Raw genomic sequence first — 16,512 nt, 5'->3', positions numbered from 1 at the left:
TCGGCTGGGCAGCGTGGACTACGGCCATAGAGTTATGGCGAGGTCGGGCGGAGAAATCCGGCAACCTTGGTAACCCGCACGCTGAATAGATGCTGCAGCATTGTCCCCAGCCGATTCAAAATCCGTTGAGCAGCAGGAAAATCCGAAGCTGCGGCCTACTCTCGCAATCGAGGCACATGATGCAACACGCTTATCATATCGACGACGATGTCTTTCGCCAGGTTGACGGACCGCAGGGCCGCGATGTCGTCGAGCAGAGCAATGTCTATACGATCCTCGCACTGCTGCCCGTGGAGGCCGACGGGCGCCTTCGATATCGCGTCAAGAGCAAGGAAGAGAATTTTGAGCGGATCGTGACCGAAGAAGCGCTAAGTCGCTTGAGCTAGCGGCCTGCCGTCCCGTGCAATACAGAGCCCACATTCTTTGAGTATTGGCAGCGGCATCGACATCGCTTTCGCATCGACCGCAGCTTCAGAAAACGACAGCGCGACACTCCAAGTCTGATCAGGCATTGAAAATGCTGGCGGCACTTTCGACCGGTCTATGCCTTTCGGCTTACGGCGTTGCGAAAAGACGATCGGGTCTCGCCAATTCGACCGGGGCAACGCTCTCGCTCGCCGTGCTTGGGTTCAGAATTCGCGACCTGAACTCATAATCGCGAGGCCCACCAACTATCCCGTTCAACGCAGCCCGAGAAAGCTGGCGACGACGAGAATGACGACGATGACGCCGATGATATAGAAAATGTTCATGGTGTACTCCTATTGAAGCACGCGCGATTTCAGCATGAAAGCGCGGCGCTCCAACAAGGAACGTTCCTGTCTGCAAGTAGGTTCCAACGGCCAGGGAAGCTATTCGGCGACGAGGTGGTCAATTTTATACAGGCAGACGACGTCAATGAGCAGCGCGCATCAAAAGCGACCGAGATGACAGGGCTGCAGCGAAGACGCCGACCCGTCCTTGTTCAATGCTTGGTTTCGAGCCGATCAACCTGACCGGTACACGTCCGCGTCATCTGCAGCAGATACGGCTTGAGCGCCGGGCCAACTCTCACGCGATGCCCGACTTGGGTCCGGAATGCGCAGCAAAGCGGACGTCCGTAGACCATCCTGAATTCTTGGATTCACGCCCTAACTCACCTACGCGCTCCGCGAACTGAGTCGCCTCGTACGCAATAGCGATCTCGATACGGCGGCTGCGACAAAGTAACCCGACGGGCAAATCAGTTCTGTTTTTCGGAAATCACGTCAAGCCCTAAATTTCCGAAAATCAAAAATATTCCCCTTTCCTTCGATCCAAATCACCGGCACATTCTCACCCATCCCGTCCCACTCAGAGGGGCGTTGGCCATCGTCACAACGAGGGGCGGGTCGCGGTGGACGCATGGTTCACGTCTGACGACGGCGTGGATTAAGCGTACGGCAAAACCGTGTGGTCCTAGCGCCCGTTGCAGGCGTCAAGCTGTCGGAGAGGCGTGAGCGGAAACGGCAGTGACGGAGTCAACCAAGAACTCGTCTCCGGGGAGAGCACGGCATAAGCCGTAAAGCCATTGCGCAGGGAATGTCGGATGTTCTCCGCTGCCCTGTATGCTCATGTGCAGCATTTTTTGTGCTAACCGCACATGAGACCGCGGGTGCAGCGCGCATCCGGCATTCCCTGCGCCCTCTGATTCCTCGGAGGGTCGAACGGACGCAAACCTCGGGCGTATCGCGCCGCGAGAACGCGGATTCACATCCTCCGCTGTTCGACATGTAAGTCCGAATCGCCAAGGGCGCCCGGTCAATCGGGCTCGACCTGCCGGGCCCCGTATTCCAGCCGGGACCACGGCGAGCCGGCTTGCCGAGCGAAGGGAGACACTATGAACAACGGACAATATGACAGAACGGCATTCTGTTCGCCCAAGCCCTTGACCAACGGCGGATTCATCGGTTGAGATGCAACCATGTTCCGGGGCAAATCCATCCTGCTGATCCTTGCGCTCACGGCGCCGTCGCTGGCGTCGGCGCAGACCATCAGCTTTGGCGAGGGGGCCGCCATTCTCGGCAAGAGCTGCGCCCCCGACATCACCGCCAATTGCCGCGGCGTCAACATCGACTCCACCCGCCTGAAGGAGTGTCTCTATCGCAACCAGGACGTGATGTCGGCGGCGTGCAAGACCGATTATCCCCGGGCGTTCGATGCGATCCAGAAACGCATCGCGGCGCGCGCCACCGTCGGGCGGGAGTGCGAGTTCGAAGTGGTCAAGAAGTGCGGCGGCAAGGGACGCGAGGTGTTCAAGTCCCTGGCTTGCCTGCTGGCGCTGCCGACCGTGAGCGCGCGATGCACCAAGTCCATCGCCGATGTCGGCTACCGGGCGCAGGACGACGTCGCAACCAAGCTCAGCGGGCTGGAAACGCCGCTGGAGCTGGATATCCCCGCGCTGCGCCAGCAGGTCCTCGAGCGCTCGAAACAACGGGGCAAGAACGAGCCGCCGCCGAACAAAAGGCCGCCGATCGCGCCCGAACTGAGCAAGCTGCCGAGCTTCAATGTCGACATCCAGTTCGACACCGACACCCCGATCGTGCGGCCGGAATCCTATCAGACCATCGGACGGCTGGCCGATACGCTGGTCAACTCCGCCCTGCTGAACTACACGTTCCTGATCGTCGGCCATGTCGAATCGACCGGCAGGCGCGACCACAACGTCTTCCTCAGCCAGCGCCGCGCCGACGCGATCCGCGACATCCTGGTCAACACCTTCAAGATCTCGGCGAAGCGGCTGCAGTCGGTCGGACTGGGCGAGGAGCAACTGCTCGATCCCGCCCGTCCCAATGGACCCGTCAATGCGCAGACGCAGATCATGACGCTGGCGAAGGTGCCCGAGCAGGCCGAGCCGGCCGCGGCGGCAAAAGGCGCGGCTGCGAAAAAACCGGCCAAGAAAAAGCAGTAGCAAGAGATTATAATTCCATTCGCCGATTGCGAAGCGGCCCGCGCATTCCTATCTGAAAGTTCCCGCTGCCCCCGCCCGCGCTAACGCGGCCGCAGCGCTGCGCCATCTCAGTTGCCACAATTTCAGATCAGACTGCGACCATGCTCTCCATGTCCCCGATCATTTCCGTCGCCAACCTGTCCAAGACCTATGGTTCGGGTTTCAAGGCGCTGAACGGCATCAATCTGGATATCCGCCGCGGCGAGATTTTCGCGCTGCTGGGACCGAACGGCGCCGGCAAGACCACGCTGATCAGCATCATCTGCGGCATCGCGAATTTGAGCGAAGGCCGCGTCACCGTCGACGGCCACGACATCAACAAGGATTACCGCGCCGCACGCTCGCTGATCGGGCTGGTGCCGCAGGAACTGCACACCGACGCCTTCGAATCGGTGTGGGCGACCGTGAGTTTCAGCCGCGGCCTGTTCGGCAAGCCGAAGAACCCCGCCCATATCGAGAAGGTGCTCAAAGACCTGTCGCTGTGGGACAAGAAGGATTCCAAGATCGTCACGCTGTCCGGCGGCATGAAACGCCGCGTCATGATCGCAAAGGCGCTGTCGCACGAGCCGCAGATCCTGTTCCTCGACGAGCCGACCGCGGGCGTCGACGTCGAACTGCGCAAGGGCATGTGGGAAGTGGTGCGCGCCCTGCAGGCCTCCGGCGTCACCATCATCCTGACCACGCATTACATCGAAGAGGCCGAGGAGATGGCCGACCGCATCGGCGTCATCAACAAGGGCGAGATCATCCTGGTCGAGGACAAGGCCGGGCTGATGCAAAAACTCGGCAAGAAGCATCTCAAGCTGTATTTGCAGAGCAAGGTCGAGGCGATCCCTGAGGCGCTTGCCGCCTACAATCTCGAACTGTCCGAGGACGGCCGCGCGGTGACCTATAATTACGACACCAAGGGCGACCGCACCGGCATCACCAGCCTGCTCAGCGACCTCCGTAACGCCGGCATCCGCATCTCCGACCTCGACACCACGCAATCGTCGCTCGAAGACATCTTCGTCAGCCTGGTGAGGGCACCATGAACTGGCGGGCCGTTCAAGCCATCTATCTGTTCGAAATGGCGCGCACCTGGCGCACGCTGCTGCAGAGCATCGTCTCACCGGTCGTTTCCACCTCGCTGTATTTCGTGGTGTTCGGCGCCGCGATCGGCTCGCGCATCACCGAGGTCGACGGCGTCAGCTACGGCACCTTCATCGTGCCGGGACTGGTGATGCTGTCGGTCTTGACGCAGAGCATCGCCAACGCCTCGTTCGGCATCTACTTTCCGAAATTCGTCGGCACGATCTATGAATTGCTTTCGGCGCCGGTGTCGTATTTCGAGATCGTGCTGGGCTATGTCGGCGCCGCCGCCACCAAGTCGATCATCCTCGGCCTGATCATCCTCGCCACCGCCGCCCTGTTCGTGCCGCTGCACATCATGCATCCCTGGTGGATGCTGACCTTCCTGGTGCTGACGGCGGTGACCTTCAGCCTGTTCGGCTTCATCATCGGCATCTGGGCCGACGGTTTCGAAAAACTGCAGATGATCCCGATGCTGGTGGTGACGCCGCTGACCTTCCTCGGCGGCAGCTTCTATTCGGTGAACATGCTGCCGTCGGGCTGGCGCACCATCACGCTGCTCAATCCGGTGGTCTATCTGATCTCCGGCTTCCGCTGGAGTTTCTACGAAATCGCCGACGTCAGCGTCGGCTTAAGCCTCGGCATGACGCTGGGCTTCCTCGCGGTGTGCATGGTGATGGTGTGGTGGATCTTCAGGACGGGGTACCGGCTCAAGAATTGACGGACTCCCCCGCCCGCTCGCGAAAAAGTCAGCACTATCAGCGTGATTCAGCCCCCTCTCCGCCTTGTTTGCGCCGTGGGGCACATTAACGATGGGTCCGCAGGCCGCTGGAACGGCGACCGGATTCCGGGCATATTGGATGCCGGGGGACGGAGAGCCGCTTCGCTTGCATTCATGGCGCTGCGGTAAAACGGCCTGGAGGCCAAAGTGAAATTGCGTTCCTTCCTCGTTGCCGTCACCGGCCTGATGTTGTTCATGACCAGCGCCGCGCAGGCCAAAGTCGCCATCACCGTCGACAAGGATAGCCAGCAGATGACCGTCGCCGTCGACGGCGTCGAGCGCTATCGCTGGCCGGTGTCGAGCGGCCTTCCCTCCTATGAAACGCCGAACGGCAGCTTCCGCGCCTTCCGCATGGAAGCGGATCACTATTCCAAGGAATTTGACGAAGCGCCGATGCCGCATTCGATCTTCTTCACGAAGGTCGGCCACGCCATTCACGGCACCGATTCCGTCAACCGGCTCGGCTCTCCGGCTTCGCATGGCTGCGTGCGGCTGTCGCGCGACAACGCCGCGAAGCTCTATGCGCTGGTGCAGGAGCAAGGCGTGCTCAACACCACGGTGACGCTGACCGGCTCATCCCAGGTCGCCTTGGCGCGCAATCCGCGGCCGCGCACCAGCGCCGTCGCACGCCGTGCTCCGCCGCAGCAATATGAGCAGCAATCCAACGCCGCTGGTGATCCCGTCGTGATCACGCCGCAGCCCGGCATGGCGCCGCAGGGTCGCGCCGAGGACGGCTACATCTATCCGACCGACGGCAGTTCCAGCGAGGCGCGTTATCCGGCGCCGCGCGATCGCCGCCTCTACGGCGCCCAGGCCTATCCGCAGCCGCAGCCGCAATATTATGACAACCGCGGCTACGCGCCGGCGCCGCAGGGCTATTACCAGCCGCAGCCGCAGCCGCAGCCATATTACCAGCGGCGCGGGCTGTTCACCTATCAGGATTGATCGAGACTTGCGGTTGCAACGGTGGCCGCGACGCCTGCCATGTGTCGTGAAGCAGCATCCCGCTGGCCATCGCCACGACGAACACAATCACGCCCGGCGACAGCGTCGCCAGGCTCTCCAGCGCCGGTCCCGGGCACAATCCAACGAGACCCCACCCTACGCCGAACAGTCCTGCGCCCAGCACCAGCGGCGCATCGATGTCGGATTTGCCCGGCCAGAAATACTGCCCGGCCAGCACCGGCCGCGCGCGCTGCCTTGCCAGCATGAAGCCGGGAGTGGCGACAGCCAATGCCGCCGCCATCACCACGGCGAGGCTTGGATCCCACGCGCCAAAGATATCGAGGAATGCGAGCACCTTGGTCGGCTGCACCATTCCCGAAACGAGCAAGCCGGCTCCGAAGATCAGGCCACACAACAACGGCGCAATGATCCGCGATATGATTTCCATGGCTCAGCCTCCCAACATGTGGCGGGTGACGGCCACGGTGATCACCGCCGTCACCATAAAGACGATGGTCGCCGCGATCGAGCGCACCGACAGCCGTCCAATCCCGCAAATGCCGTGACCGGAGGTACAGCCGCCGCCGAGCCGCGTGCCGAAACCAACCAATAGCCCCGCCGCCACGATGACGGCCCAGTTCGCCGGCAGCTTGGGTGTCGCCATGCCGTAGCCGATCCATCCGGCGATAACGGGAACCAGCATCAGCCCCGCGATGAAGGCGATGCGCCAGGCCTTGTCCTCGCTCCTGATATTCAGGAGCCCCGCGAAGATGCCGCTGATGCCCGCGATCCGGCCGGTCAGCAGCATCAACAGCACGGCGGAAAGGCCGATCAGCGCGCCGCCGATCGCGGCCGACAAGGGAGTGAAATTGGCCATGGCGAAATTCCGTTCGTTTGGAAAGCGCCCCGAACCATAAACCCGCAACGAATTATCGCAATGGGCCTATTGGTCGCCGTCGCGCATCCGGCGCCAAACGGCCCCCAGCACGTTGGAGTAATCGTCTGTCCAGACCCGCTGGTGGTCTTCGGCTTCGGTCTCGGCCCATTTGTCCGATGATGCGAGCGTGCCGACATCGGCCTCGTGCCGCGCCGACACCACCACCGAGGTCGAGAAGATGTACTCACTGTCGCGGCCGGAATCCTCGCTGTAGACCCAACTCTTCATGTCGTTGGCGTCGGCAATGCCGACCACGACGCTGGACAGCTCCAGATGCCGGTTGGAAACGTGCATCGCGACCACACCCTGCGGCGCGAGCTTTTCCTTGTAGATCTCCATCGCCTCTTCGGTCGCCAGATGAATCGGAATTGCATCCGACGAATAGGCGTCGACGATGATCAGGTCGTAGACACCGTTCGGTTCGCGCGCGAAGGTCAGCCGCGCATCGCCGATCACCGGCTTCAGGTCCGGCTCGCACTTGCTGATATAGGTGAAATATTTCGGATCGCGCGCGGTATCGACCATGGTCTGGTCGATCTCGAAGAACTTCCAGTCCTCGCCCGGCAACGAGGCGCAGGTCAGCGTGCCCGAGCCAAGCCCGATCACCGCAACCCGCAGCGCGGCCCCTTTCCGCTCCCGCACCGCCGTGATCGCCTGCCCGATGCCGCCATCCTTGTGGTAGTAGGTGATCGGCTCGGGCCGGCCGGTCACTGGCGTGCCGTCATCGTTCTTGAATTTTTCGGCTCCGTGGATCGTGGTGCCGTGCATCAGCACATGATACTGGCCGTTCGACGTCACCACGATCTTGTGGACGCCGAAGAAGCTGCGCACGGTCTCCACCCGCCCGTCGTCGGAAGGGTAGGCGCGCAGCAGCACCAGCGCCACCACAACGGTTGCAAAGATCTTCCAGCGGCTGGCGTTCAGCCCAAGTGCCAGCAATGCCGAGAGCACGCCGACCGCGCCGATCATCCAGACGCGGTGATCGTCGAGCCAGTGCATGACCTTGCCTGGTGACCAGGACGGTGCGATCAGCGCCACCGCCAGCACGGCGAGGAACGGCCAGTACCAATCGCTCCAGCGCGGCAACCGTTCGTTACCCGTCGGCCGGCACAGTGCCGCCAGCGCCAGCAGGATCGGGTATTCGGCGATCCAGGAAAAGGTGAAGGGGGCGATCAGGCCCGCGAAGAGGCCGCCGACCATGCCGCCGAACGACAGCGCGACATAGAAGCCGGTGAGATACTTGGCGGCCGGCCGCGTCCGCGCCAGTTCGCCATGGCAGGCCATCGCGATGACGAAGAAACACAATTGGTGCCCGCCGAGCGTCAGCAGCAAATTCTGCTCGCCGCCGAAGGCAAGCAGCACGACGACGCCGGCGATCGCCAGCGGCTGCGCCAGCAACATCCATTTGTGCGGCAGCAGCGGCCGCGACTGGAACACCAGCACCCAGGTCAACAGATACAGCGACAGCGGCAGCACCCATAACAGAGGAGCCGCGGCGACGTCGGTGGAGATATGCGCTGTCACCGCGATCAGCAGACCCGACGGCACCGCTGCGAGGAAAATCCAGCGCGCGCGCGTCATCCATGACGGCGCCGGCGCATCCGCATCGTCGGCAGGCATGTTCAGGTCAGCCGCATTGGCCGGCGAACGCAGCAGCAACATTGCGCAGCTTGCGATCAGCACGATCAGCACGCCATAGCCGCAAGTCCATATCAGGTTTTGCGCGCGGAGCGTAAACATGGGCTCCAGCAGCACCGGATAGGACAACAGCGCCAGGAAACTGCCGATGTTGGAGGACGCATAGAGAAAGTAAGGATCGGGCCCGCTGGGATGGCCGGTGCGGACGAACCAGGCCTGCAGCAGCGGGTTGTTGGCGGCGAGCGCAAAGAACGGCAGCCCGATCGATACCGCAAAGAGACCCAATAGCCAGACCGCATAGCCCGAATTCGGCGGCTCGCCCCAGCCGCTCGAGATCGACAGCGGCAGCGTCAGCATGGCAATGACGAGCAACACCAGATGCACGGCCACAGGGACGGCGCGGTTGCGGAGCTGCATCAGAAAATGCGCATAGGCATAGCCGCCCAGCAGCAGCGACTGAAAGAACACCATCGCCACCGACCACACCGCCGGCGAGCCGCCGAGCCGCGGCAGCACCATCTTGGTAAACAGCGGCTGCACCGAGAACAGCAGCAGCGCGCTGACGAAGATCGCCGCGGTGTAGACCACCAGAACCATCCGGTTCCGGGAATCGGACGACAGGTCCGTGGCGGCGGACGGTTCAGAAAGGCTCATGAGAGCTCCGGCATGGACCCGGCGGGCGCCGGAGGGCGGAATTCCGGCATGGAAGCGCCAGAGACGTTTAATGGAGCATATGGCAACAAGGCTAGCAAGGAACCGCAAAATGGTGGATTGAGGGGACGCCGGGGCGGCGCAACGGCACGGCTTAGTCAAACTTTCTTGAAGCGCACATGAACGAAACGGACATCGTCATCATCGGTGCGGGGCATAACGGCCTCACCTGCGCGGCCTATCTCGCGATGGCCGGCCTGCGCGTGAAGCTGGTCGAGCGCCGCAAGGTGGTCGGCGGCGCCGCCGTGACCGAGGAATTCCACCCGGGATTCCGCAATTCGGTGGCCGCCTACACCGTCAGCCTGCTCAATCCGCAGATCATCACCGATTTGAAGCTGGCCGAGCACGGCCTGCGCATCGTCGAACGCCGCGCGCAGAATTTCCTGCCCGCGCCCGATGGCAGCTATCTCCTCACCGGCGAAGGCCGCACCCGGGATTCAGTCACCAGATTGAGCCCACGCGACGCCGATCGCCTCGTTGCGTTCGCGCACGAGCTGGAGGGCATTGCGGATGTATTGCGGCAACTGGTGCTACGCGCCCCGCCGAACATCGTCGAAGGCTTCAGCCTCGGCGCGATCCGCGAGACTTTCAACGCGCTCGGCACCGCCAGTATCCTGAACAAGCTGTCGCTGGAACAGCAGCGCAGCCTGCTCGATCTGTTCACACGCTCGGCCGGCGAGATGCTGGACGAACGCTTCGAGAGCGACCTGGTGAAAGCGCTGTTCGGCTTCGACGCCATCGTCGGCAATTACGCCAGCCCCTACGCGGCGGGCTCGGCTTACGTGATGCTGCACCATGCGTTCGGCGAGGTGAACGGCAAAAAGGGCGTGTGGGGCCACGCCATCGGCGGCATGGGCGCGATCACGCAGGCGATGGCGCGCGCGGCGCGCGGCCATGGCGCCGACATCGAACTCGATGCCGGCGTGCGCGAGGTGATTGTCGAAGGCGGCCGCGCGGTTGGTGTCATCCTCGACAATGGAAAGACCGTGCGCGCGAAATACGTCGTCTCCGGCGTCAATCCGAAATTGCTCTACACGCGCCTCGTGCCACAAGAAGCGCTGGCGCCGGAATTTCTCGATCGCATCACCCACTGGCGCAACGGCTCCGGCACCTTCCGGATGAATGTGGCGCTGACCGCCCTGCCCTCGTTCACGGCGCTGCCGGGCGAAGGCGATCATCTCACGGCCGGGATCATCCTCGCCCCCAGTCTCGATTACATGGACCGCGCCTGGCAGGACGCCCGCGAGCGGGGCTGGAGCCGCGAGCCGGTGGTCGAGTTGTTGATCCCCTCGACGCTCGATGATTCGCTCTGCCCACCCGGCCAGCATGTCGCGAGCCTGTTCTGCCAACACGTCGCGCCGCAATTGCCGGACGGAAAATCGTGGGACGACCATCGCGAGGAAGTGGCCGACCTGATGATCGCGACGGTGGACAAATATGCGCCGGGCTTTGCGGGAAGCGTCGTCGGCCGACAGGTGCTGTCGCCGCTCGATCTGGAGCGCCAGTTCGGTCTGCTCGGTGGCGACATCTTTCACGGCGCGCTGACGCTGAACCAGTTGTTCTCGGCGCGGCCGATGCTGGGCCATGCCGATTACCGCGGGCCGCTGAAGGGCCTTTACCATTGCGGCTCGGGCGCCCATCCCGGCGGCGGCGTCACCGGCGCCCCCGGCCACAACGCCGCCAAGGCGATCCTGGGCGATCACCGCGCGCTGTTTGGTTGAGGGGCGCAACACCGCTACCGGTGCCGCGCCCTGCTCGGTGGCTAGATGGCGTCGTAGGCTTCGGTCGGAAGCACCCGCGCGGTCTGCATCATCGCCAGCGGCGAGATCGTCTCCATCGCGGACTGGCGGCGCTCCTCAGCCGACGGATAGCTGACGAAAGCGCACAACGCACACATGACTGCAATAACTGCGGTAATCTTGGCCATTTCAAATTTCCCCCTTGTTATATTTATTTACGGCACCGATCCTGGCATGCGCCCGTTTAACGCCGGGTTCCCGCATCCCCGGTCGCGGCGCCGATCAGCAAACGCTGTGAATCGGCGGTGAATTGGCTAACAAGCCTTGAAAATTGCGATCGCTTCCGCCGTGGACAAGGTGTGGAAAAACTGTTGGACCACCGGTGGAGAAACTGGTGCATCGGCGGTGCAAACCGGCAGTGCTGGCCTGTGGAGGTCTCCTGTATGTTCCGGTGCATGACCTTGTGGAAAAGCGTTGCGTTCAGGGTCGATAACCTGTGCAAGCGCGACCGCACGCCAGGCGGCGACCGCTCAATCAATCAGGGAATGAGACGATGGGTGTCCTCGACGCAATTAGGAGAGTGGTTCTTATGCTGGAAATGGGGCTGGCAAGATCAGCCATGATTGGGGTACTTCAGAGAGGCCACGGAACCGGTTCCGCCGGCCGCCGCCAGTGGTAGGTTCTCCCGACCTTACGAACTGAAACTTGCTCAAGTTTGAGCCTTCCCGCTGTTTTCTCGTGGTTCCCCAATGACCTCCACCCCTGCTACCTCCCGTGCGGCCTTCGCGGTCGGCACTGAGACCGCCGCCAAGCTAGTTGTCGATATACTTACCGAAGTCTTTTTTGAGGGGCAGGCCGCCATCACCGCGTTTGAAGGTCCGGGCGGCCGCTGGGATGTCTCCATGCATTTTGCCGTCGCGCCGGATCAGGCGCTGGTGCGCGAACTCGTCACCAACGCCGCCGGCGCAGACATCGCCAAGAATATCGCCTTCGACACGGTCGAGGCCAAGGACTGGGTCAAGGCCACGCTCGAGGACCTCGTCCCGGTCCCGGCCGGGCGTTTTGTCGTGCACGGCCACCACGACCGCGCGCGAGTGCCATCCAACAAGATCGGCATCGAGATCGAGGCGGCGCTGGCGTTCGGCACCGGCCACCACGGCACCACGCGCGGCTGCCTGCTGCTGCTCGATCATGTCCTCAAAGCGCACCGCCCTCGGCGCGTGCTCGACCTCGGCACCGGCACCGGCGTGCTGGCGATCGCGGCGGCCAAGGCGCTGCAGGAGAACGTGCTGGCCAGCGACATCGATCCGCTCTCGGTGCGGGTTGCGCAGGAGAACGCCCGGCTGAACGTGTCAGGGCATCTGGTGCAGGCGATCCCTGCCACCGGCTTCTCGGCGCCGCAATTCGCGCAGGCCGGCCCGTTCGATCTGGTGCTGGCGAATATCCTCGCCAATCCGTTGCGGCAATTGGCAACGCCGATGGCGCGGCATCTGGCACCATCGGCGCTGGTTATCCTGTCGGGACTGCTGACGCCGCAAGCGGCTTCGGTGATCGCCGCTTATCGTGCGCGGGGTCTGGTCCCGGTGCGGCATCTGCGCATCGAAGGCTGGAGCAGCCTGCTGCTGCGCAACGTGGGCTAGAAACTCATTCAGGAGGCTTGTAGCGGGCGATGACGCCCTTCTCTTCTTCCTGCTTTGTGCGTTTGACCCGCGCCTCGACGAACCGGTCCAGTATCTGGACGATGACGCCACGCTGCTTCTTGTTGGCGATCGGAGGGGCTGGGCCGCGGCGGACGGGCGGCGAGATCTTCTCAAACATAAAGGCAGGCATCGTGTATCCCCTCTTCGTTGAGATGAAACACTCCTGGAATTTCCCCTGGTAGCATCACGTGAACGGCTTGCCCGGCAAACCGTTCCGTCCGATCTAACGCGGACATGGATATTGAAGCACAGATTATGCCAAATTATGGCTATGTTGTGCGGACCTGCACCCAACCCCTGAGTGAACCGGCCATGTTCGAAGCCCATTTCCAGACATTCGAAGACCTCGAAAGCAGCGTGGCGCTGGCCGCACGGCTGGCCGCCTTCCGCGAGGAACTGGCGCGGCGCAAGCTGACGGGATTCGTGATTCCCCGCGCCGATCAGCAGCAAAATGAATATGTGCCGCCGTCGGAAGAGCGGCTGGCCTGGCTCACCGGCTTCACCGGCTCGGCCGGCATGGCCGCCGTCCTGACCAAGGAAGCCGCTGTTTTCGTCGATGGCCGCTATACGCTGCAGGCCGCCAAGCAGGTCGACCGCAAGGCCTGGCATATCGAGCCGCTGGCCGATCCGCCGCCGGAGCACTGGCTGGCCAAGCATCTTAGCCCCGGCGATCGCCTCGGTTTTGACCCATGGCTGCACACGTCGGCGGCAGCCGAGCGGCTGGCGGCGGCCTGCGCCAAGGCCGGCGCGGAGCTGGTCGCGGTGGACAACAACCCGCTCCACGCGGTGTGGACCGAACGCCCCGCGCCGCCGCTCGGCCCGGTCGCCATTCATGGCGCGCAGTTTTCCGGCGAGATCGAAGCCGAGAAGCTCAAGCGCATCCGGCTGGAGATCGCAAAACTCGGCGTCGAGGCGCTGGTGCTGTCGGATTCGCACGCGGTGGCCTGGACTTTCAACATCCGCGGCGCCGATGTCTCGCACACGCCGCTGCCGTTGTCCTACGCGCTGGTGCCGAAGGACGGCCGTCCCACCATCTTCATCGACCACCGCAAGCTCTCGAACCTGACGCGCGACCATCTCGAACAATCCGCCGACGTCCGCGAGCCCGACGCGCTGACGCCGATGCTGACCGAACTCGCGCAAAAGGGCGCCGCAGTCGCCCTCGACAGCGCCACCGCGGCCGATGCGTTGAGCCGCATGATCGCATCCGCCGGCGGCAAGCCGGTGCGCGGCAACGATCCTGTCAGTCTCTTGAAGGCGGTGAAGAACATCACCGAGATCGAAGGCACCCGCACCGCGCATCAGCGCGACGCGGTGGCGCTGACGCGGTTTCTGGCCTGGATCGACCGCGAGGCGCCGTCGGGCGCGCTGACCGAGATCGACACCGTCGAGGCGCTGGAGACCTTCCGCCGCCAGACCTGCGCCCTGAAGGACGTTTCGTTTCCGACCATCGCCGGCACCGGGCCGAACGGCGCCATCGTGCACTACCGCGTCACCCGCAAGAGCAACCGGCGGATTTCGTCCGGCGACCTGCTGCTGATCGATTCCGGCGCGCAATATGAAGACGGCACCACCGACGTCACCCGCACCATCGCGATCGGCGAGCCGACGGACGAAATGCGCGACCGCTTCACCCGCGTGCTGCGCGGCCATATCGCGATCGCGCGCGCGGTATTCCCCGACGGCACCACCGGCGCCCAGCTCGACAGCTTCGCGCGGCAATATCTTTGGGCCGCCGGTCTCGATTTCGAGCACGGCACCGGCCACGGCGTCGGCAGCTATCTCTCGGTGCATGAGGCCCCGGCGCGGATTTCCAAGCTCGGCACCACGCCGCTGAAGCGCGGCATGATCCTGTCCAACGAACCCGGCTACTACAAGACCGACGCTTACGGCATCCGGATCGAAAATCTCGAACTGGTCGTCGGCACCGACGTTGCCGGCGCCGAAAAGCCGATCAACGCGTTCGAGACGCTGACGCTGGCCCCGATCGACCGCCGCCTGATCGACGTGCACATGCTGAGCCCGACCGAACTGAAATGGCTGAACGACTACCACGAACGCGTCAACCGCGAGGTGCGCCCGCACCTCGATGACTCCGCGACCAAGCTGTGGCTGGACGACGCAACGGCAGCACTGCTGCCGCTTTAATAGTCGCCCCGTCTCTCCGACTGTCGTCCCCCGCGAAGGCGGGGGACCCAGTACGCCGCGGCTTATCCGCAGATAACTCCGGCCTCTGGAATACTGGATCATCCGCCTTCGCGGATGATGACAGTTGGGGTTGTTGCACGAGACGAAACATCACCATGCCGCCTCCCGATCCCGGCATAGCCGCATGCCGAAACGGCCGTATTCGCCGTGAGCCATCCCGCTACAGTCCCATTCACACAACTGGATCGGACTTGAATGCATGGCGTGATGGGCAAGCCGCCCGGTGCTGCTGGCGACACCGGCGGCATCGCGACGTCGAAGATCATGCTGCTGATGCTCGTCGCGATGACGGGCGTCGCGCCGATCTCGCTTTACCTGCTGGTGCCGGCGCTGCCCGTGCTGGCGACGACGTTCGGGCGCGATATTTCGATCGCGCAGATGACGGTGTCGCTGTTCATGGTCGGCATCGCCTGCTCGCAGATCATCATGGGGCCGCTGTCGGACCGCTTCGGGCGCCGCCCGGTGCTGCTGTGCGGGCTCGCCCTGATGGTCGCGGCCAGCGTTGGCTGCATCTTCGCCGAGACCCTGCCGCAGCTGATCGCCGCGCGCTTTTTGCAGGCGCTTGGCGGCGCCACCGGCATGGTGGTCAGCCGCGCCATCATCCGCGATCTCTACAGCCGCGACCGCATCAGCTCCATGATCAGCCTCGTCATTGCGGTCATGATGATCGCGCAGATGCTGAGCCCCCTGACCGGCGGCCTGCTGGAAACCGCGTTCGGCTGGCGCGCGATCTTCTATCTGATCACCGCGGCTTCGCTGACGATCACGGTGGGCATCGCGATCATGCTGCCGGAAACCCGCCGCGAGCGCGCCGCCGGCAGCAGCTTTCGCCGCGACATCGGCGGCCTCATCACGTCGCGGGCGTTCATCGGATACGCATTGTGCCAGGTGCTGGCCTCGCAGATCATCTTCACCTTCGCCGGCGGCGGGCCCTATGTCGTGGTCACCCAAATGGGCCGCACCAGCGCCGAATACGGCGCGTGGTTTGCGACAACCGGCTTCGCCTATCTGGTCGGCAATCTCTTCTGCGTGCGCTTTTCGCCGCGCTATCAGCTGGAGAAGCTGATCTGGTTCGGGCTGGCGCTGCAGCTCGGCGGCAGCCTGCTCAATCTGGTGTGGAGTCTTGCGGGGACCAACCAGGCGCCGTCCTTCCTGTTCGGCACCCAGATGATCGTGATGTTCGCCAACGCCTTCGTGATGTCGAATTCGGCGGCCGGCGCGCTCAGCGTCCGCCCCGAAGCCGCCGGCACCGCATCCGGCGCGATGGGATTTTTGCAGATGGGGATCGGCTCGCTGGTGTCGCAGTTCGGCGCCTATCTCGGCGGCCATTCCGCCACGACACTGCCGCTCACCGCCGCGATCTTCGCGATTTCGATCGCCTGCGCCTCGACCATGATCTTCATCGTGCCGCGAAGGAGGGGGCCGTAAGCGCCTCCGCGTCATTGCGAGCGATTGCTTCGTCGCTTCGCTCCTCGCAATGACGCGGATGGTGTAGCTCCAATTGATCGTGTCATCCCCGCGCAGGCGGGGATCCAGTACGCCGCGGCCTATCGGTTCAATCATTGACGTCTCTGGAATACTGGATCACCCGCATGCGCGGGTGATGACAACTGAATATGTGTTAGCGTTCTCGCGACGCGCAGCGCCCGAGCTTTGCCAGTAACTTCCCGCCCTCTTCAAACAGAGGGCGCAGGGAAGACCGGGTGCGCGCTGCACCCGCGGTCTCGTGTGCGGTTTGCACTAAGTAGGCTGCACACGAGCATACAGGGCAGCGGAGAACACCCGGCCTTCCCTGCGCAATGGCTTTACGGCTT

The 16,512-nt window shown here is 63.5% G+C and carries 14 protein-coding genes; 9 read left to right on the top strand and 5 right to left on the bottom strand.

Annotation, left to right across the window (positions count from 1 at the left end):
* Positions 1 to 179: 179 nt before the first annotated feature.
* The 5 genes from JQ597_RS37135 (at position 180) to JQ597_RS37115 (ending at position 5,765) form a co-directional block, all read left to right on the top strand.
* Positions 180 to 386: a hypothetical protein gene (locus JQ597_RS37135; protein WP_212270330.1), complete on the top strand. Its 207-nt coding sequence runs from the start codon at positions 180 to 182 to the stop codon at positions 384 to 386.
* Positions 387 to 2,299: 1,913 nt separating this feature from the next.
* Complete coding sequence (locus tag JQ597_RS37130; protein ID WP_249133188.1) at positions 2,300 to 2,929, top strand: OmpA family protein; 630 nt, start codon at positions 2,300 to 2,302, stop codon at positions 2,927 to 2,929.
* Positions 2,930 to 3,078: 149 nt separating this feature from the next.
* Positions 3,079 to 4,002, top strand: coding sequence for an ABC transporter ATP-binding protein (locus JQ597_RS37125; protein WP_212270332.1), 924 nt, complete (start codon positions 3,079 to 3,081; stop codon positions 4,000 to 4,002).
* Entirely contained in the window at positions 3,999 to 4,760 is a 762-nt protein-coding gene (locus tag JQ597_RS37120) for an ABC transporter permease (RefSeq protein ID WP_212270329.1), read from the top strand. The genes JQ597_RS37125 and JQ597_RS37120 overlap by 4 nt, the downstream gene beginning before the upstream one ends.
* 213 nt (positions 4,761 to 4,973) lie before the next feature.
* A complete protein-coding gene (locus JQ597_RS37115) occupies positions 4,974 to 5,765 on the top strand; it encodes a L,D-transpeptidase (RefSeq protein WP_249148470.1) in 792 nt (263 codons plus the stop codon).
* On the opposite strand, the gene JQ597_RS37110 is transcribed toward JQ597_RS37115, so the two are convergent.
* From JQ597_RS37110 to JQ597_RS37100, 3 genes are all read right to left on the bottom strand, one after another.
* Positions 5,749 to 6,213, bottom strand: a complete 465-nt coding sequence (locus tag JQ597_RS37110) for a DUF6691 family protein (RefSeq protein WP_212270328.1) — start codon at positions 6,211 to 6,213, stop codon at positions 5,749 to 5,751. The two genes, JQ597_RS37115 and JQ597_RS37110, sit on opposite strands and share 17 nt — an antisense overlap.
* A 3-nt stretch (positions 6,214 to 6,216) precedes the next feature.
* Complete coding sequence (locus JQ597_RS37105; RefSeq protein ID WP_212270327.1) at positions 6,217 to 6,642, bottom strand: YeeE/YedE family protein; 426 nt, start codon at positions 6,640 to 6,642, stop codon at positions 6,217 to 6,219.
* Positions 6,643 to 6,708: 66 nt separating this feature from the next.
* Complete coding sequence (locus JQ597_RS37100; RefSeq protein ID WP_212270326.1) at positions 6,709 to 8,994, bottom strand: spermidine synthase; 2,286 nt, start codon at positions 8,992 to 8,994, stop codon at positions 6,709 to 6,711.
* 176 nt (positions 8,995 to 9,170) lie between these two features.
* On the opposite strand from JQ597_RS37100, the gene JQ597_RS37095 reads away from it, so the two are divergent.
* Positions 9,171 to 10,772, top strand: coding sequence for a phytoene desaturase family protein (locus JQ597_RS37095; RefSeq protein WP_212270325.1), 1,602 nt, complete (start codon positions 9,171 to 9,173; stop codon positions 10,770 to 10,772).
* A gap of 41 nt (positions 10,773 to 10,813) precedes the next feature.
* On the opposite strand, the gene JQ597_RS37090 is transcribed toward JQ597_RS37095, so the two are convergent.
* Positions 10,814 to 10,978 carry a hypothetical protein gene (locus tag JQ597_RS37090; protein ID WP_212270324.1) on the bottom strand — a complete coding sequence of 55 codons (165 nt, stop codon included), beginning with the start codon at positions 10,976 to 10,978 and terminating at the stop codon, positions 10,814 to 10,816.
* Between the two features lie 561 nt (positions 10,979 to 11,539).
* On the opposite strand from JQ597_RS37090, the gene JQ597_RS37085 reads away from it, so the two are divergent.
* Positions 11,540 to 12,430, top strand: a complete 891-nt coding sequence (locus tag JQ597_RS37085) for a 50S ribosomal protein L11 methyltransferase (protein ID WP_212270323.1) — start codon at positions 11,540 to 11,542, stop codon at positions 12,428 to 12,430.
* Positions 12,431 to 12,434: 4 nt separating this feature from the next.
* On the opposite strand, the gene JQ597_RS37080 is transcribed toward JQ597_RS37085, so the two are convergent.
* The gene (locus JQ597_RS37080) at positions 12,435 to 12,620 is read right to left on the bottom strand and encodes a hypothetical protein (RefSeq protein WP_212270322.1); all 186 of its coding nucleotides are present in this window, start codon (positions 12,618 to 12,620) and stop codon (positions 12,435 to 12,437) included.
* Between the two features lie 182 nt (positions 12,621 to 12,802).
* Here JQ597_RS37080 and JQ597_RS37075 point away from each other — a divergent pair, with 182 nt between their 5' ends.
* Entirely contained in the window at positions 12,803 to 14,638 is a 1,836-nt protein-coding gene (locus tag JQ597_RS37075; RefSeq protein ID WP_212270321.1) for an aminopeptidase P family protein, read from the top strand.
* 255 nt (positions 14,639 to 14,893) lie between these two features.
* A complete protein-coding gene (locus JQ597_RS37070) occupies positions 14,894 to 16,126 on the top strand; it encodes a multidrug effflux MFS transporter (RefSeq protein WP_212270320.1) in 1,233 nt (410 codons plus the stop codon).
* Positions 16,127 to 16,512: the final 386 nt, after the last annotated feature.

The sequence above is a fragment of the Bradyrhizobium sp. AUGA SZCCT0177 genome (assembly GCF_018130125.1).
Taxonomy (GTDB): Bacteria; Pseudomonadota; Alphaproteobacteria; order Rhizobiales; family Xanthobacteraceae; genus Bradyrhizobium.
This window is presented reverse-complemented; position numbering and strand designations above follow the sequence as displayed.